This window comes from Lentzea miocenica, assembly GCF_033949945.1.
GTDB lineage: Bacteria > Actinomycetota > Actinomycetes > Mycobacteriales > Pseudonocardiaceae > Lentzea > Lentzea miocenica.
In genome coordinates this window covers 83,860-99,897 of the sequence record NZ_JAXAVW010000006.1, presented here as the reverse complement: position 1 = coordinate 99,897, position 16,038 = coordinate 83,860, and the positions used below count along the sequence as shown (strand labels likewise).

Here is a 16,038-nt window from a genome sequence, read left to right as displayed (position 1 = left end):
TTTGGCGGTCTTCCAAACTCGTTCAGCTCGGCGCGACAGCGCGGCGGACGCTCTCGCGCAACAACTCCCGGCGGCGCTCGTGAACCTCGGCGGGTTCATCGATCGTGGCCGCGTAGACGTTGCTGACCGGTGACCACGCCATCGACATCGCGATGACCATCGCCATGAGGTCGAAGGAGTCTCCGTCGCGGACCAGGCCGGCCTTCTGCGCGTCGGCGATGGCCCGCAGTTTGACGTCGTCGCGGCGTTCGGTGTCGGCGACGAGCAGGCCGGTCGGGCGTCGTTCGAGACGGGCCCACGTGGCGAGGCGGATGAGGTCGGGGCGTTCCAGGTACTCGTCGTACAGCCGCACGGCCCACTCCGCCAGGTCGGTGGCGTCGATGGGGACGACGTTGACGATGCGGTCCAGCGAGCCGAAGAAGATGGCGTCGAACAGGCCTTCCTTGTTGCCGAAGTAGGCGTAGAGCTGGGCCTTGTTCGTGCGTGCCGCGGCGACGACCCGTTCGATGCGGGCCCCGGCGATGCCGTACTCGGCGAACTCCTGGGTGGCGACGTCGATGATGCGCTGCCGCGTGGCCTCGCCGCGGGCCGTCAGCTGCTGGTCGGACATGCCCGAACTGTACCGACAGACCGTTCGGTTTACTTTTTGGCCGCGCAGGCCTACGGTCAAATAGACCGAACAGTCTGTTTAAGGAGCGTCATGCGCAGCACCACCGGCTGGCAAGCCGAAGGCACCACCAAGCTGCGGGAGGTGCAGATCCCCCGCCGTGACCTGCGCCGCGACGACATCGCGGTGCGCGTCGATCACTGCGGCGTCTGCCACACCGACCTGCACGCCGTTCGTGGTCACAAGGGCGACGACCTGCTCGTGCCGGGTCATGAGTTCACCGGCGTGGTGATCGAGACCGGTCCGGACGTGACGGCGTTCCGGGCCGGGGACCCGGTCGCCGTCGGCAACATCGTCGACTCCTGCGGCGTGTGCTCGATGTGCGTGGCGGGCCAGGAGAACTACTGCCGTGAGTTTCCCGTGCTGACCTACGGCGGTACCGATCGCCACGACGGGACGACGACACTCGGTGGCTTTTCCCGTGAGTACGTCGTTCGCGAGAAGTTCGCCTATCCCCTGCCGCCTGGGCTGGACCCGGCGGCTGCGGCGCCGTTGATGTGCGCCGGGATCACCGTGTGGGAGCCGCTGCGCGCTCTGGGCGTCGGCCCGGGGATGCGCGTGGCGGTGGCCGGCCTCGGCGGGCTCGGCCACCTCGCGGTGAAGATCGCCGCGGCCATGGGTGCCGAGGTGTCGGTGGTGAGCCGGTCGGCGGACCGCGCGAGCGATGCGATGCGGCTCGGTGCTCGCGACGTCGTCGTCTCCACCGACCCGGACAGCACGGCCGCGTCCCGCGACCGGTTCGACGTCCTGATCGACACCATTCCCGTGCCGCACGACATCAGCCCCTACCTCAGCCTGGTGGCGATGGACGGGACGCTGAGCCAGGTCGGCCACCTCGGCACGATGACCGTGGAGACGATGGACCTGCTCCTCGGCCGCAAGAAGCTGACGTCCAGTGGCAGCGGAGGCCTCGCCGCCACCGCCGAGATGCTGGAGTTCTGCGCGGCCCACGGCATCACCGCCGACGTCGAGGTGCTGCCGTCGGCCCGCGTGACCGAGGCGCTCGACCGGCTCGAACGCGGCGACGTGCGCTACCGGTTCGTCCTCGACCTCTCCGACCTCGACTGACGGGTCAGACTCGGGCATGGTTTGCTCGGCTGTGCTAATTTTTGCTCATGCGAGCAAAGTCGGTCACGGAGCAGGCTCGGCGGGCCCAGATCGTGGCGGCCGCCATTGCCACGATCGCGGAGCTGGACTACGCGGAGACGTCGTTCAAGGCGATCGCGGCGCGGGCGGGGCTGAGCAGCACCGGGCTGATCTCGTACCACTTCAGGAACAAGCAGGAGCTTGTCGACGTGGTGTTCGCGGACGTGCTGGAGCGGTTCGGGGCGTTCGTGAGCGCGCGCATGGGGCAGGGCACGGCGCGAGACGAGTTGCGGGCCTTCCTGGTCGCGAACATCGCGTTCCTGCGTGAGCACCGTGCGGACATGGTGGCGTTCCTGCGGATCAGGGCGCACGCGGCGGTGACCGACGGGGGCATCGCCGACTCCGATCACGTGGCGCTCGCCGAGCTGTTGAGGCAGGGGCAGCGCGACGGTGAGTTCCGCGCGTTCGACCCGGACGTGATGGCGGTGTTCGTCCTCGCGATGCGCAACGGCGTCGTGCTGCGGTCCGGGGCACTCGATCTCGACGTCTGCGAACGGGAGTTGATCGCGGCCGTCGAGCTGGCTACAGGGGGTTAGACATGCGTCGGGGGACGTTGTTGTTGGCCGCATTGCTGTTCGTGAGCGCGTGCGGGAAGGGGGAAGCGGTGCCGTCGGACGTCGTTGCGACCGATACCGGGCAGGTTCGGGGTGAGGTGCGGGACTCGCACCTGGTGTTCCAGGGGATTCCTTACGCTCGCGCGGCGCGTTGGGAGCCGCCGGTGCGTGCTGTCGCGTGGAGCGGGGTCATGGACGCGTTGCAGCCGGGCAGTCCATGTCCGCAGGTCGGGTCCAGCTACTCATCGGAGAAGAGCACCGACGAGGACTGCCTGTTCGCGAACGTCACGACGCCGTCCACGGCCGGGCGCAAGCCGGTGCTGGTTTGGGTGCACGGCGACGGCGCGGTCGGGGCCGGGCACTACTTCCACGCCGAACGTCTTGCGCGGCAAGGGGATGTCGTCGTGGTGACGTTCAACTACCGGATGGGGGTGTTCGGCGGGTTCGGGCTGCCGGGGCTGGCGCACTCCGGGGAGTTCGGGTTGCTGGACCAGCGGGCGGCGCTGAAGTGGGTGCAGCGCAACATCGCGGCGTTCGGCGGGGATCCGGGCAACGTGACGTTGTTCGGGGTGTCGTTCGGCGCCACGGCCGTGGGTGCGCACCTCATCGGGCAGAAACCGTTGTTCCACAAGGCGATCATGCACAGCTCGTTCACGATGGTGGACGTGCCGAAGGGTGCCTGGTACCCGGATCTGGAGGCGTTGCCGTCGCTCGCGTGGCGGCCGGTGCCGGAGATCCAGGAGATCGGCGCGATGATCAGCGGTGAGCTGGGGTGCGCGGACGTCGAGTGCCTGCGGCGGCTACCGGTGGAGAAGCTGCTGGAGTACCCGCAGATCATGAACATCTTCCAGTCGGTCGGGTACGGCGGGGAGCTGCTGCCGAGACTGCCCGGTGAGTCGCTGGAGGCCGGCGAGTTCTCGGACGTGCCGATCCTCGTCGGGGCCACGCGCGACGAGCACAACAGCTTCGTCGGGCTGTTCCGGCCGGATCCGATGTCCACTGAGGACTACTCGCGGTTGCTGCGGGAGGCGTTCCCGGACCGCGTGGCTGAGATCGAGCGTGAGTACCCGGTGAGTGCCTACGCGTCGCCGAAGCAGGCGTGGGCCACGGTGTTGACGGATCGTGTGTGGGCGCGGGCGACGTTCCGGCAGAACACGTTGTACGCCGCAAAGGCGCCTGTGTACGCGTTCGAGTTCGCGGACCGCAACGCTGCGACGAACCCGGAGTTCCCGGCGGAGCTGCACGGCGCGAACCACTCGTCCGACATCGACTACCTGTTCCCGGACGCCGGCTTCGCCAAGGACCGCGGACTGTCCGACCACATGATCAAGGCGTGGACGGACTTCGCCCGCACCGGCACGCCGGGATGGCCGAAGTTCTCCGAGGGCCGGTACGTGCGGTCACTGGCTCCGGGCGCGATCGGGCGCGTGGACTACGCGGCCGAGCACCGGCTTGAGTTCTGGAACCGCTGACAGGACGGCGGCCGCGGCGAGGCAGGCCACCACGTACCAGGGGTGGCTGATCAGGTACTCCTCCGCGGCCGCCAGCGGGTTGCCGAGCACGCCGAGACGGTCCAGCGCCCACGCGGTGGCGGCGACGAGTGCGAAGGACGCTCCGCCAAGCCGGATCGTGCGGTACCAGCGCGTGCCCGACAGCACGTACAGCGACGGGAAGAGCAGCGCGACGGTCGCCAGCTGGGCGAGCTCGACACCCACGTTGAACGCCAGCAGGGCGAGCAACGACGGTGTGCCGTCGAGGCCGAGGCTGCTCAGGATGCCGGCGAACGCCAGGCCGTGGACCAGTCCGAACGCGCCGGCGATGACGTTCTCGCCGTGCTTCGCGAGCGGGCGCATGGCGTGGATCGCCGCTACCGCCACCGACACGGCGATCAGCACCTCGACCGGGGCGCTGGGCAGGGAGATCCAGCCGAGCGCGGAGGCGATGAGCGTCAGGGAGTGGCCGACGGTGAACGCCGTGACGACGCCGAAGAGCGACCGCGCGGTGGAGGCGACCGGTTTGCGGCCGCGCCACCGGCCCGCGGTGAGCGCCACGGGCGCGACCAGCAGCAACGTGATCAGGAACAGCAGGTGGTCGGCGCCCTCCAGCACGTGGTGGAAGCCGTAGCCGATCATGTCCGCGACGCCGGTCGCGGCGGCGTTCCCGATGCGGATGGAGTCACTGGTCTCCGCGGGCACCATCACCGAGGCGCGGGGCGAGCAGTACCGGCAGGCGCTCACGGAGGCGTTCACGTTCAAGGTGAACTGGGACGGTTCGGAGGAGACGCCGGCCTTCGCCGGGGTCTGAGCGTCTCGGCCCGCTGCCGGACGTCTTCTGGCAGCTTCTCCCCCCATGTCGTCCAGCGTGCGCGGCGGGTCGCTACGCTGGATCACGTGCCCGGCACCCGCAGCTCGCGAACCCGCGCGTATCTCGCGCGGGTTTTCGCTGTGCTCGCGCTGGTCGCCGGGGTCGCGATGATGCAGGGCACCCCGTGTGAGACGGAGTTCGCCTGGACCGCGCAGTGCCCGACGTCGAGCACCTCCGCGATCGCCTACGTGGCCGATCAGGTGGAGGACGGTTCGGCGTTGCTCGACGGCATTCTGGTCGCGGGTTGCTGTCTCGTGCTGGCGCTCGCGGTGCTGATCGGGTTCGCCGTGCTGCGGCGGACAGGATCCGTGCCGGCGCGTCTGGTGCCTTTGCCCGTGTGGTCTCGTCCGTCACATCGGCTGGAAGTACGGCTGGCGCAGCTCTGCGTGCTGCGCGCCTAGACCGAACCCGTTCTGCGGTTCGGTCCTTTTCGCCTTCGTGGAGGTCTCTTCGTCATGTCCAAGAACGCTCGGCTGTCCCTGATCATCGTCGCCGTCGTGGCGGTGGTGGTCGCCGGATTCATCTTCTTCAGCCAGAACAACAACACGACCGCGGCGCCGAAGTCCGCCGACGGCAAGGTGACCGTCGTCGAGTACCTCGACCTCGAGTGCCCGTCCTGCCGCGCCGCCTACCCCGGCGTCGAGCGGCTCAAGACCGAGTACGGCGACCGCGTGACGTTCGACGTGCGGCACTTCCCGATTCCCAGCCACCGCAACGCCGAGCTGGCCGCCGTCGCCGTCGAGGCGGCGGGCGCGCAGGGCAAGCGGGACGACATGTTCCGGCTGATGTTCGACACGCAGCAGGAATGGGCCGGGCAGCAGACGTCCCAGCAGGCCGTGTTCCTCGGGTTCGCCCAGCAGCTCGGGCTCGACCAGGCCGCGTTCGAGCAGGCGCTGGCCGACCCGGCGCTGCGGGAGCGGGTGCTCGCCCAGCGGGCCGAGGGCAGCAAGGCCGGGGTGCAGGGCACCCCGACGTTCTTCATCAACGGCACCAAGTTCACCGGCGCGCCCACGTACGACGCGCTGAAGGCGGCGATCGGCAAGGTGCTCTCGTGAACCGGTTGGTCGCGTGGGTGCTCGCGGTCGGTGGGTTCGTCGGCCTGATCGCGTCGTCCGTGCTGACGATCGAGAAGATCGCGCTGCTCAAGGACCCGTTCTACGTGCCGACGTGCAGCATCAACCCGGTGCTGAGCTGCGGCTCGATCATGAAGACGGCCCAGGCGGAGGTGTTCGGGTTCCCGAACCCGTTGCTCGGCATCGCGGGGTTCGCGGTGGTGACGACGCTGGGCGTCCTGCTGGTGTCGGGCGTGTCGTTGCCGCGGTGGGTGTGGATCGGGCTGCAGGTCGGCGTGACGTTCGGCGTGCTGTTCGTGCACTGGCTGATCGTCCAGTCGCTGTACGAGATCGGGGCGCTGTGCCCGTACTGCATGGTCGTGTGGGCGGTGATGATCCCGATCTTCTGGTACACGACGCTGCGCAACATCCGGCCGACGTTCCAGTACCACAGCGTCGTGCTCATCCTGTGGTACCTGGTGATCGTGGCCGGGGTGCTGCAGGCGTTCTGGTTCTACTGGTCGTCGCTCGTCTAGACAGGTCGCCGCTGGCTGGTGGGACGTGTGCAAGTACCACCAACTCCTGATCGAATCGCCGTCCACCACACCCAAGGCTGTTGGTAGTAGGAAAGTGCTTGTTGATGTTGAGTTGGTGGTACTTGCACACGCCACGGGGTGACGGGGCGGCTACCGGGTTCAGGAGAGCGGATCGCCGACCACGGGCATCCGGCGGGGATGCGGGTGGCTCCATCCGGGCTAGTCGGTCACCGCGGCACCGCAGCGGTCGCCTGAGGGCCGAGGACGTTCAGCAGGGCGAGCGCTTCGGCATCGGGAGACCCCTGCGGCGCGCTGTAGAGCACGAGGTGCTGGTCGCGGTCCGTGAGCACGAGCGAGTCGCAGTCCACGGTGACCGGCCCGACGACCGGGTGGCGGAAGGTCTTCCTGAGGGTCGGCGCGGCCTGCACGTCGCGCCGTTCCCAGAGCCGGGCGAAGTCGGGGCTGGCGTGGAGCTCGTCGACGAGGCCGGTCACCGCGGGATCCGCCGGGTAACGGGCGAGGGTGGCGCGGAGCTCCATCACGACGTGGTGGCGGAACTCGGAGGCGTCGGAGATCCCGTACAGCGGCTCGGGCCGGGCGGGCTCGAGGAAGGCGCGACGGGCGAGGTTGCGGTCCTTCGGGTCGAGTCCTCCGAAGTCCTCCATCAGCGCGGCCATGAGGTCGTTCCACGCGAGCACCTCGAACACGGCCGAGATCACGAAGCCCGGCGCTCGAGCGCTCAACAGCATCACCGAGACCGCGGCCGTGACCTGGGCTCGCGAGGGCATCCGGGTCAACGGCATCACGCCCGGCGGCACCGCCACGGAGATGATCGACGCGTGGGAGGCGGCCACGCCCGGCATCGTGGACCGCATCACCGCGACGACCCCGCTGGGCCGCATGGCGGAGCCCCGCGAGGTGGCCGAGGTCGCCGCGTGGCTGCTCAGCGACCGCGCCTCGATGGTGACCGGGGCGCTAGTGCCGGTCGACGGTGGCGCCGGCGCCTGAGTGCAGCCCGAGAAACGTGCGCAGGCCGTCGATGCCGGTGAAGTGGTGCCCGCGCATCCCGACCAGTTCGGCGGCCCGCACGTTCTCCAGTTTGTCGTCGACGAACAGGATGTCGTCGCCGCCCAGCCGGTCCCGGCACCACTCGAACGCGCCGCGTTCCGGCTTCGCGTAGCCGATCCGGCACGAGAAGGCGCGCACCTCGAACAGGTCCAGCCACTCGTAGGTGCGTTCGAAGTTCCGCGCGTGGTCCTCGGGGATGTTGGACAGCAGGGCGATGCGCCGGCCGGCGTTGTGCAGTTCGTGCAGCAGCGCGACCATCTCGTAGTCGACCCGGCTCCAGCTCGCGACGTCCTTCTCCACGAGCGGCGGGTGGCCCACCAGCCGCCAGTACTCCTCGGCCGTCAGGTCGCCGCGGTCGTAGCCGGGCCGGTGCGCCCAGTAGGCGTCCCAGAAGTCGGGCGACGTGCTCATCGTGGCCATGACCTCGGCCGACTGGTCGCGGGCGATCACCCCGAACATGTCGAACAACACGATCATGCCCTCACCACCGTCACGCCCGCCGCCTCCAGTCCGTGGTCTCCGTCCGCATCGGTCACCACGGCGTCCAAAGAGGACACCGGAGCCACGTGGGCCAGCGCCGTGCGGGTCAGTTTCGAGGCGTCGACGGCGGCGATCACGCGCCGGGCCGACGCGATGGCCGCGCGTTTCACCGACGCGTCCTCCAGGTCGAACGCCGTCATGCCGTGCTCGGCCGAGAGGCCGCAACAGCCGATGACCGCGGTGTCGAAGCGCAGGGCCTGCACCGAAGCCAGCGTCAGCGGACCGGTCAGCGCGAGTTCACCGGGGCGTGGGTGGCCGCCGGGCACGAGCAGCGTGAGCGTTGTCGAAGAAGACAGCGCGTTCACGGAGTGCAGCGACAACGGCATGACGGTCATGCGTCTGTCGTGCAGCAGGCGCGCGACTTCGAGGCACGTGGTGCCGCTGTCCAGGACCACCGACTCGCCGTCCGCGAGCAGACCCACGACGGCCGCGGCGATGCGGCGCTTGGCGGCCATGTTCTCGTCGGAGCGCAGGGCGAACGGGGGTTCCTCGCCGCGCAGGAGCAGGCTGCGGGCGCCGCCGCGGTAGCGTTCCAGGACGCCCTGTGCGGCGAGGGCCACCAGGTCGCGGCGGATCGTCATCTCGGACGCGCCGGTCAGGCTCGCCAGCTCCGCCACACCGAGGGAGCCGGCATCACGGACCGCCTCACTGATCTGCTTCAGTCGGGACACGGCCGTGATTGAACAACATTTGTGTTCGATACTCAAGCTTTCGAACACGACATTTGTTCGTTAGCGTTAAGCATGTGAACGCTCTCAAGGCCGCGCGGGTGGCCACCTTCACGTACTTCGCCCTCAACGGGTTCCTGCTCGGACTGTGGCTCGTGCACATCCCGACCGTCGAGCAGCGCACCGGCATCGACCACGCCGAACTCGGCCGGTTGCTGCTGCTGCTCGGATTGGGCGCGTTCATCGGCATGCGGCTCGGAGGCAAGTTCACCGACCGCGTGGGCGTGAAGCTGGTCGTGCCCGCCGCGGGCGTGTTCTGCAGCGTGTCCGCGCTGTTGCCGGGTGTGGCGTTCAACCAGTGCACGCTCGGTGCGGCTCTACTCATCTTCGGCATCGGCAACGGGCTGATCGACGTCAGCATGAACGCACACGCCGTGGTGGTGGAACGGCACTACAAGCGCCCGGTGATGTCAGCGTTCCACGCAACGTGGTCGCTCGGCGGTGTGGCGGCGGCGTTGACCGGCGCACGGACGTTGAGCTGGGACCTCTCCCCCGCCGTCACGCTCAGCACGGCCGCGGCGCTCGGTGTCGTCGTCAGTCTCGTCACGGCGAGGTTGCTGCTCAACGAGAAGGAAGAGCAGCACGCGTCCGCGCAGACCGGCAAGCGCAAGGCGCCGCGCCGGATCTGGATCATGGCGCTGCTGGCGTGCCTGGTGATGCTGTCGGAAGGCGCCGCCAACGACTGGAGCGTGCTGCACCTGCAGGACATCCTCGACGCGTCGCCGGAGATCGCGGCGTTCGGCTACGGCGCGTTCGCGACGACCATGACGGTCGGACGGCTCCTCGCGGACCGGATCACCGCGAAGGTCGGCTCGGTGGCGGTGCTGCGCTGGGGCTCGGCGGTCGGGGCGGTGGGCATCGCGACCGCGGCGCTCTCGCCGTGGATCTGGCTCGCGCTGGTGGGCTGGGCGATCGCCGGCATCGGCCTGTCGGGCACGGTGCCGCAGCTGTTCAGCGCGGCCGGTCACGCGGAACCGGGTGCGGCGGCGGCGAACGTGTCGCGGGTCGCGGGGCTCGGTTACCTCGGCGTGCTGGCCGGACCCGCGGTGATCGGGTGGATGACGCACGTCATGCCGCTCAACATCGCGTTCCTGCTGCCGGTGGTGTTCTGCGTGATCGCGGCGCTGTCGGCGGGCGTGCTGCGGCCCGAACCCGCGCAGGAGCGCGTGCCGGCGCACTGATCGCGGTGTTGCCGGCTGGTGTGCGGCGGCCGAGTTCCTGAGGAACGCGTGGCCGCGCACTGATCGCGGCTTTGTCGGCGTGTGCCTCCCGTAGAGACTGTGCCCATGGATCTCGCCGAACTGGATCTCACCACCGCACACCTGGCCGACGCCTGCATCCGGTCCAACATCCCGGTCCGCACGGTCACCCTGTCGCCGGTCATCCCCGGCACCAGGACGTCCGGCCGCGTCCTGCCCGCCCGGCACGCGGGCAGCGTCGACATCTTCCTGGAGGCCGTCGAACGCAGCCGGCCCGGCGACGTGCTGGTCGTCGACAACGACGGCCGCACCGACGAAGCCTGCGTGGGCGACCTGATCGTGCTGGAGGCACGCGAGGCCGGGCTGGCCGGCGTGGTGATCTGGGGTCTGCACCGCGACACCCAGGACATCCGCGGCATCGGGCTGCCGGTGTTCAGCCTCGGCGCCAACCCCACGGGCCCGTTGAGCCTGCGCGACCGTGCGCCCGAGGCTCTCTCGACGGCCGAGATCGACCAGTGGACCGTCACGTCCGATGACGTCGTGTTCGGTGACGACGACGGCGTGCTGTTCGTGCCCGCGTCCGATTTGGACGTTCTGCTCGCGAAGGCCGCGAGCATTCGTGATGTCGAACGCGCGCAAGCCGAGCGCGTGAGGCAGGGTGAGTCCCTGCGCAGCCAGCTCCGGTTCGACGACTACCTGGCGAGCGGGCTGACGTTCCGCGAGCATCTGCGCAAGATCGGCGGCGCCGTCGAGGAGTGAGGGCCATGATCTCCGCGATTTCGGACAGGTACAGGGCTCGCGCGGACGCGTTCGAGGCGAAGGTGCTGAACGTGCGTGCGGACCAGTGGGACAACCCGTCGCCGTGTGCGAAGTGGACCGCGCTTGAGGTGGTGGACCACATCATCGAGATGCACGGCGTGATGCTGGGTGTCGCGATCCCACGCACCGAGGACCCGCTGACGGACTTTCGCGAGGCACGGCGTCAGGTGCAGGAGGCGCTGGCCTCGGACCGTGCGCGCGACGAGGTCACCACGCCCGGCGGCCCGATGACGCTGGAGGACCACATCGACCAGGTCGTGAGCGACGACCTGGTGCTGCACGGCTGGGACCTCGCCCGCGCGACGGGCCAGGACGAGACGATCCCCGCGCCGGACGTGGAACGCCTGTGGGCAACCGCCACCTCCGTGCCCGCCGAGCTGATGGAACGGTTCCGCACGCCCGGCGCGTTCGGTCCCGGCATCGAGGTCTACGGCCGCGAGGTGAAGGTGCCCGACGACGCACCACTGCAGGACCGGCTGCTCGGGTATGTGGGCCGGGACCCCGTGTCGAAAAGGGTCTGAGCGGTTCGACGGGTCGGTACAAGGCAGCCGCTGAGAGGAAAGAACGATGGACTGGACTCTGGAAGTCATCGTGGTGCCGGTGTCGGACCTGGACCGCGCCAAGCACTTCTACTCCGAACAACTGGGCTTCAAGGTCGACCACGACACGACGTTCAACGAGGACACCCGCGTCCTGCAGCTCACCCCGCCCGGCTCCGGCTGCTCGATCGTGCTGGGCAAGGGCATCGTCAAGGGTGAGCCGGGCACGCTGAAGGGCGTGCAACTCGTCGTGTCGGACCTGGAGAAGGCCCGCGCGCAACTGATCGAGCGCGGCGTCGAGGTCGGCGAGATCGTGCGCATGAACGAGGCGGACGGAGGGTCGTTCATCTTCTTCGACGACCCGGACGGCAACAGCTGGGCCGTGCAGGAGATCAAGGCCCGCGCGACCGGTGGGGAGTGGAAGTGAAGTACATGCTGGTCAGCTACGGCGGCAGCCAGGAGGACTGGGAGGGTCTCGCCGCGTGGTCGGACGAGGACATGCACCGCATGATCGCCTACATGCGAGACCTCGACGCCGAACTGCGCGCGTCCGGTGAGCTGCTGCAGTCCGAGGGGCTGAGCGGGCCGGCGCGGGCGTTCGTGGTGCGCGGGTCCGACGACGGGCCGGTCGTGGTGGACGGGCCGTTCGCGGAGTCCAAGGAGGTCATCGCCGGGTACTGGGTGGTGGACGTGGACTCGCAGGAACGGTTGCTGGAGATCGCCCGGAAGGCCTCGGCGTGTCCTGGGCCCGGCGGGAAGGTCCTGAACCAGCCGATCGAGGTGCACCCGATCATGGGGGCGCCCGATGTGGATCCGGAGACGCTGGCGCCGTACGAGAAGTAGCGGTGGGGGGCCGGCGAACCCGGCCCCTCACGCCGTCACTTCAGGTCGTACGCGCGGATGATCGTCTGTTCGACGGATCCGTTGGCGTCACTCGCCTTCGCCTTCAGCGACACCGACTTCGCGTGCCGCGGGTGCAGCAGCGTGGCCAGGTACTTGCCGCGCACCTTGAACACCGGCGCCGCCTGCCACGTCTTGCCCTCGTCGTAGGACACCTGGACCTGTGGCTTCTTCACGTCGGCGACAGACGAGGAACCGTTGCGCTCCACCGTCACCGGGATCGTGAACGCGCGACCGGCGGGTGCCCGGTTCTGGTCGTCGAGCTCCGGCGCGAACCGCACGGCCAGGATCGGGACTGACTGGTACTCCTCGCCGTCGACGTGCGACGACGTGAAGGTCCAGTCGGTGACGACCTTCGACGACTGCGAGTCGCGGGTCGCCTCGGTGTGCACCTGGTAGCGCTTCTTCTCCGCCGGCACGCCGGGGAGGTAGGCCGAGCCCGCGTACGGCTGGTCGAAGATCACCTTGCCGTCGAGGGTCACGACGGTCTTGCCGGTGCTGTCGGACATGCCGGTGGTGCCGGGTGCGCTGAACATCGGTACATCCAGGCGCAGCAGGTCACCGACGCGGCCGGCGAACCGGACGTAGCGCGGGTCGTTCGGCACGGCCGGGCCGAACACGGCGCTGTTCCAGTGCTCCGGCGTGACCTTGCCGCGCTGGAACGACCGCTGGACGCCGGTGAACTGGTAGCCGAGGCTCGGGTACTCGCCGAGCTTCGTGAACTCGGTCAGCGAGCCGGACCACGGCACGTCGGGCGTGTAGAACTCCTTGAGGCGCAACGGCAGCGGGCCTGAGGCGCCGTTGTCGCGCTGGCCGACCGAGCCCGGCACGCGGGCGTGCGTGACCGAGTCCACGCGGGCCAGGTCGCGGTCCTTCACGGTGCGCTGGACGTTCTCCGGCACGCGGGTCTTCTCGGCGATCCGCACGTGGTACTGGTACGGGCTCAGGTGGAAGGTGCCGTTGCCGTCTGGCTTGGCCATCACGCTGGACGCGCCGAACTCGAACTTCGGCCACGAGGTCTTCGACGGGCGCACGAACAGGCCCTCGAAGTCGTTCAGGATCCAGGAGCCGCCGGTCTCGCCCCAGTTCGCCTTCATGTCGAACACCAGCTCGGAGCTCGCCGGTGCGGCCTCCTGCTCGACCTTGATCGACGGCTGGTTGCCCTGCCGGGCGTCGAACACGATGTCGGCGTTGCCGGTGACCTCGATCGCCGGTTCGGTGAGGACCGTGGTCGTGCCACGTTTCGTGGGGTCGGGGTTGCGGGTGTAGATCGAGCCGTCGAGGAAGAACGTGCCCTTGGGCAGGCGCTGCAGGATCGTGCCCGACTCGTCGAAGCGGAAGTGCGCCTGCGGCTTGTTCACGTCGACGAAGCGGTAGTTGTAGTTCGGCGTCGGCCTGCCGTCGTGGTCGAGGAACGTGAGCTTCACGTCGTAGCTCTCGACCTCCTTCACCACGCCGACCGGCACCCGCACACCGTCGGAGGACAGCACCACCGCGCCGTAGACGGCGTCCGGCACCGACGCGCGGGTGTCCGCGGTGACGATGGCGTCCGCCGAACCACCGGCGGGGATGGTCAGCTCCGCCGGAGACACGCTGAAGAGACCGGCAGCGGCGGGCTTCACCTCGGCGACGCTCAGGTCGAGAGTCACGGCGGACGCACCGTTGTTGCGGTAGGTCAGCTTCTGCGTGATGGGCTGGTCGTCGTCGTGCGGCCACGCCGCGGTGCCCAAGGTCAGGCTGCCGGCGGACGTCGACACTCCGGCCGACACCGCGCGGCCCACGTCGAGGCGTCCGGCGCCCTGCTCGTAGATGCTCAGCGACGGGTTGGGCCTGGCCGAGTTCATCAGCGCGGCCTTGATGTCGGCGGCCTTCCACGACGGGTGCCGCGCGGCGATGATCGCCGCCGCGCCGGCCACGTGCGGCGTGGCCATCGACGTGCCGGACAACGCGACGTGCGCGTCGCCGACGGGCGTGCCGATCTGGCCGTTCTTGGCCTTGGCGGCGACGATGTCGACGCCCGGCGCGGTGATGTCGGGCTTGACCGCGTTGTTGTACCAGCGCGGGCCGCGTGAGGAGAACGCGGCGAGCTTGTCGTCGCGGTCCACGGCGCCGACGGTGAGGGCGGCGTCGGCGGACGCGGGTGAGCCCATCGCGCCACCGGAGTTGCCGGCGGCGACCACGAACAACGCGCCGGTCTGCTCGGTGATCCGGTTGAGCGCCTGCGACATCGGGTCGGTGCCCTCGTCGGGCCACGAGCTGCCCAGGCTCATGTTGATGACCTTGGCCTTGGTGGCGGCCCACTCCATGCCGGCGATGATGTCGCTCTCCCGGCCGCCGCCGTAGTCGCCGAGCACCTTGCCGTTGACGATCTTCGAGTCGGGCGCGATGCCCTTGTACTTGCCGTCACCGGTCACGGTGGACGCGACGTGCGTGCCGTGGCCGACGCGGTCGTCGGTGGTGTCGCTGTCGCTGAAGTTCTTGGACTCGACGACGGCGCCCGCGAGGTCCGGGTGCGTCTCGTCGACGCCGGTGTCGAGGATCGCGACGGTGACGTCCTTGCCGGTGAAGCCCTTCGCCCACGCCTCGGGCGCGCCGACCTGCGCGGCGCTGCGGTCCAGCGACGCGGTGACCTTGCCGTCGAGCCAGATCCTGCCGGTGCCCGCCGCCAGGGCACCGGACCAGAAACCGCTGTTCTTGTCGACGCGCACCGCGTGCGCGCCGATGCTCGGCAACGACTCCGCACCCGCCGCGCTGATCCCCTGCCCCTGCACGATCAGCGGGACGGTCTTGCTGGACGCGTCGTCGTAGCCGGATCTGGCCAGCAGCGAGATGTCGAACAACCGCTCGTCCAGCACGCCGGAGTTGAGCCCGGCCTGGGCGTCGAGCGGGACGACGTGGAGGTCGCCCCGCGGGTCCTTGAACGTCCGGAAGCCGACGTTCTCCCTGCCCTTGGCGCCTCTGGCCTGGACCTTTCCGTCGGCGACGACGACCTCGTCACCGGTGACGAGGGTGACCTTGGTGGTCAGCCCGTCCGCGCGCACCTGCTGTTCCTGTTGCGGTGCCGCTGAAACAGGAACGGCTGCCGTGGCGGCAACCACGACAGCCGTCAGTCCTGCGGCGATGTGTGATCGTTTCAACGCGAACTCCCCTGGGTTCACTGTGGAGGCCGTAGCCCTCAGTGACTAAGACCCTCCCCACAGTGGCCGCGTTGTACGCCAGGTCACATCAACGGTTCACAGAACCGCTCGCTCGACTGCCGCCTCGACGTGCAGGCGGGTGGTCGGGAACACCGGGAGCGGCACGTCGGCCTGGGTGATCAGGAGCTCGATCTCGGTGCAGCCGAGGATGACGCCTTCCGCCCCTTCGAACCGGGAGATCACGTCCTGGTAGGCGCGGCGGGACTCGTCGCGGACGATGCCCAGGCACAGCTCGTCGTAGATGATCCGGTGCACCGTCGCACGGTCCTCCGTGGACGGCAGCAGGACGCGCAACCCGTGCGACTCCAGGCGTTCGCGGTAGAACGCCTGGTCCATCGTGAACCCGGTGCCGAGCAGGCCGACCGTCGTCAGGCCCGCTGCCCGGATGGCGGCGGCGGTCGTGTCACCGAGGTGGATCACCGGGATGTCGACGGCGGCCTGGACCTGGTCGAACACCTTGTGCATGGTGTTGGTGCAGATCAGCAGGAAGTCCGCGCCCGCGGCCTGCACGCCGGTGGCCGCCTCGGCGAGCGCCTTGCCGGCGTCGTCCCAGCGGCCCTCGACCTGCATGCGTTCGATCTCGGCGAAGTCCACCGAGTGCAGCACGACCTTGGCCGAGTGCAGGCCGCCGGCGCGTTCCCGCACCAGCACGTTCGCCAGCCGGTAGTACTCCGCGCTGCTCTCCCAGCTCATTCCGCCCAGCATGCCGATCGTCTGCATGGGCCCCAG

The 16,038-nt window shown here is 69.3% G+C and carries 19 protein-coding genes and 1 pseudogene; 13 read left to right on the top strand and 7 right to left on the bottom strand.

Translation table 11 applies throughout. The features are described 5' to 3' along the window. Positions 1-22 precede the first annotated feature (22 nt). The gene (locus SK803_RS09215; RefSeq protein WP_319965399.1) at positions 23-610 is read right to left on the bottom strand and encodes a TetR family transcriptional regulator; all 588 of its coding nucleotides are present in this window, start codon (positions 608-610) and stop codon (positions 23-25) included. A gap of 90 nt (positions 611-700) precedes the next feature. On the opposite strand from SK803_RS09215, the gene SK803_RS09210 reads away from it, so the two are divergent. Genes SK803_RS09210 through SK803_RS09200 form a run of 3 tightly spaced genes read left to right on the top strand, consistent with a single transcriptional unit; the run spans position 701 to position 3,839 of the window. After that, positions 701-1,735, top strand: coding sequence for an NAD(P)-dependent alcohol dehydrogenase (locus SK803_RS09210; protein WP_319965398.1), 1,035 nt, complete (start codon positions 701-703; stop codon positions 1,733-1,735). A 47-nt stretch (positions 1,736-1,782) separates the two neighbouring features. Beyond that, positions 1,783-2,349: a TetR/AcrR family transcriptional regulator gene (locus SK803_RS09205; protein WP_319965397.1), complete on the top strand. Its 567-nt coding sequence runs from the start codon at positions 1,783-1,785 to the stop codon at positions 2,347-2,349. A gap of 2 nt (positions 2,350-2,351) precedes the next feature. Further along, on the top strand, positions 2,352-3,839 hold the full coding sequence (locus SK803_RS09200) for a carboxylesterase/lipase family protein (RefSeq protein ID WP_319965396.1): 1,488 nt from the start codon (positions 2,352-2,354) through the stop codon (positions 3,837-3,839). Here the strand turns inward: SK803_RS09200 and SK803_RS09195 are convergent. Continuing rightward, on the bottom strand, positions 3,768-4,499 hold the full coding sequence (locus SK803_RS09195; protein ID WP_319965395.1) for a HupE/UreJ family protein: 732 nt from the start codon (positions 4,497-4,499) through the stop codon (positions 3,768-3,770). The two genes, SK803_RS09200 and SK803_RS09195, sit on opposite strands and share 72 nt — an antisense overlap. On the opposite strand from SK803_RS09195, the gene SK803_RS09190 reads away from it, so the two are divergent. From SK803_RS09190 to SK803_RS09175, 4 genes are all read left to right on the top strand, one after another. Then, positions 4,498-4,671, top strand: a complete 174-nt coding sequence (locus SK803_RS09190; protein ID WP_319965394.1) for a hypothetical protein — start codon at positions 4,498-4,500, stop codon at positions 4,669-4,671. The two genes, SK803_RS09195 and SK803_RS09190, sit on opposite strands and share 2 nt — an antisense overlap. An 86-nt stretch (positions 4,672-4,757) precedes the next feature. Then, complete coding sequence (locus SK803_RS09185) at positions 4,758-5,132, top strand: hypothetical protein (RefSeq protein WP_319965393.1); 375 nt, start codon at positions 4,758-4,760, stop codon at positions 5,130-5,132. 54 nt (positions 5,133-5,186) lie between these two features. Then, positions 5,187-5,786 (top strand): DsbA family protein, encoded by a 600-nt coding sequence (locus tag SK803_RS09180; protein WP_319965392.1) that lies wholly within the window; start codon positions 5,187-5,189, stop codon positions 5,784-5,786. Further along, positions 5,783-6,319, top strand: coding sequence for a vitamin K epoxide reductase family protein (locus tag SK803_RS09175; RefSeq protein WP_319965391.1), 537 nt, complete (start codon positions 5,783-5,785; stop codon positions 6,317-6,319). Before SK803_RS09180 ends, SK803_RS09175 begins: the two co-directional genes overlap by 4 nt. Positions 6,320-6,546: 227 nt before the next feature. On the opposite strand, the gene SK803_RS09170 is transcribed toward SK803_RS09175, so the two are convergent. After that, positions 6,547-7,026, bottom strand: coding sequence for an MmyB family transcriptional regulator (locus tag SK803_RS09170; protein ID WP_406601508.1), 480 nt, complete (start codon positions 7,024-7,026; stop codon positions 6,547-6,549). Positions 7,027-7,051: 25 nt separating this feature from the next. Here SK803_RS09170 and SK803_RS09165 point away from each other — a divergent pair. Continuing rightward, a pseudogene (locus SK803_RS09165) lies at positions 7,052-7,327 on the top strand (SDR family NAD(P)-dependent oxidoreductase); the annotation flags it as partial. Here SK803_RS09165 and SK803_RS09160 read toward each other — a convergent pair. Next, positions 7,295-7,864, bottom strand: a complete 570-nt coding sequence (locus SK803_RS09160; protein ID WP_319965390.1) for an HAD family hydrolase — start codon at positions 7,862-7,864, stop codon at positions 7,295-7,297. The pseudogene SK803_RS09165 and the gene SK803_RS09160 overlap by 33 nt on opposite strands. Continuing rightward, on the bottom strand, positions 7,861-8,598 hold the full coding sequence (locus tag SK803_RS09155; protein WP_319965389.1) for a DeoR/GlpR family DNA-binding transcription regulator: 738 nt from the start codon (positions 8,596-8,598) through the stop codon (positions 7,861-7,863). The genes SK803_RS09160 and SK803_RS09155 overlap by 4 nt, the downstream gene beginning before the upstream one ends. A gap of 74 nt (positions 8,599-8,672) precedes the next feature. Here SK803_RS09155 and SK803_RS09150 point away from each other — a divergent pair, with 74 nt between their 5' ends. The 5 genes from SK803_RS09150 (at position 8,673) to SK803_RS09130 (ending at position 12,055) form a co-directional block, all read left to right on the top strand. Beyond that, on the top strand, positions 8,673-9,836 hold the full coding sequence (locus tag SK803_RS09150; protein ID WP_319965388.1) for an MFS transporter: 1,164 nt from the start codon (positions 8,673-8,675) through the stop codon (positions 9,834-9,836). Positions 9,837-9,941: 105 nt separating this feature from the next. Further along, complete coding sequence (locus SK803_RS09145; protein ID WP_319965387.1) at positions 9,942-10,613, top strand: RraA family protein; 672 nt, start codon at positions 9,942-9,944, stop codon at positions 10,611-10,613. Between the two features lie 5 nt (positions 10,614-10,618). Continuing rightward, positions 10,619-11,194: a TIGR03086 family metal-binding protein gene (locus SK803_RS09140; RefSeq protein ID WP_319965386.1), complete on the top strand. Its 576-nt coding sequence runs from the start codon at positions 10,619-10,621 to the stop codon at positions 11,192-11,194. A gap of 46 nt (positions 11,195-11,240) precedes the next feature. Then, on the top strand, positions 11,241-11,639 hold the full coding sequence (locus tag SK803_RS09135) for a VOC family protein (RefSeq protein ID WP_319965385.1): 399 nt from the start codon (positions 11,241-11,243) through the stop codon (positions 11,637-11,639). A 5-nt stretch (positions 11,640-11,644) separates the two neighbouring features. Beyond that, positions 11,645-12,055, top strand: coding sequence for a YciI family protein (locus SK803_RS09130; RefSeq protein ID WP_319965605.1), 411 nt, complete (start codon positions 11,645-11,647; stop codon positions 12,053-12,055). 35 nt (positions 12,056-12,090) lie between these two features. On the opposite strand, the gene SK803_RS09125 is transcribed toward SK803_RS09130, so the two are convergent. Then, positions 12,091-15,249, bottom strand: coding sequence for a S8 family peptidase (locus SK803_RS09125; protein ID WP_319965384.1), 3,159 nt, complete (start codon positions 15,247-15,249; stop codon positions 12,091-12,093). A 96-nt stretch (positions 15,250-15,345) separates the two neighbouring features. Then, positions 15,346-16,029 (bottom strand): aspartate/glutamate racemase family protein, encoded by a 684-nt coding sequence (locus SK803_RS09120; protein WP_319965383.1) that lies wholly within the window; start codon positions 16,027-16,029, stop codon positions 15,346-15,348. Positions 16,030-16,038: the final 9 nt, after the last annotated feature.

Coding starts and splice junctions, on each gene's coding strand:
- SK803_RS09120 (WP_319965383.1), bottom strand. CDS start 16,029: ATGCAGACGATCGGCATGCTGGGCGGAATGAGCTGGGAGAGCAGCGCG.
- SK803_RS09210 (WP_319965398.1), top strand. CDS start 701: ATGCGCAGCACCACCGGCTGGCAAGCCGAAGGCACCACCAAGCTGCGG.
- SK803_RS09215 (WP_319965399.1), bottom strand. CDS start 610: ATGTCCGACCAGCAGCTGACGGCCCGCGGCGAGGCCACGCGGCAGCGC.
- SK803_RS09195 (WP_319965395.1), bottom strand. CDS start 4,499: ATGATCGGCTACGGCTTCCACCACGTGCTGGAGGGCGCCGACCACCTG.
- SK803_RS09180 (WP_319965392.1), top strand. CDS start 5,187: ATGTCCAAGAACGCTCGGCTGTCCCTGATCATCGTCGCCGTCGTGGCG.
- SK803_RS09200 (WP_319965396.1), top strand. CDS start 2,352: ATGCGTCGGGGGACGTTGTTGTTGGCCGCATTGCTGTTCGTGAGCGCG.
- SK803_RS09130 (WP_319965605.1), top strand. CDS start 11,645: ATGCTGGTCAGCTACGGCGGCAGCCAGGAGGACTGGGAGGGTCTCGCC.
- SK803_RS09190 (WP_319965394.1), top strand. CDS start 4,498: ATGTCCGCGACGCCGGTCGCGGCGGCGTTCCCGATGCGGATGGAGTCA.
- SK803_RS09140 (WP_319965386.1), top strand. CDS start 10,619: ATGATCTCCGCGATTTCGGACAGGTACAGGGCTCGCGCGGACGCGTTC.
- SK803_RS09160 (WP_319965390.1), bottom strand. CDS start 7,864: ATGATCGTGTTGTTCGACATGTTCGGGGTGATCGCCCGCGACCAGTCG.
- SK803_RS09145 (WP_319965387.1), top strand. CDS start 9,942: ATGGATCTCGCCGAACTGGATCTCACCACCGCACACCTGGCCGACGCC.
- SK803_RS09205 (WP_319965397.1), top strand. CDS start 1,783: ATGCGAGCAAAGTCGGTCACGGAGCAGGCTCGGCGGGCCCAGATCGTG.
- SK803_RS09135 (WP_319965385.1), top strand. CDS start 11,241: ATGGACTGGACTCTGGAAGTCATCGTGGTGCCGGTGTCGGACCTGGAC.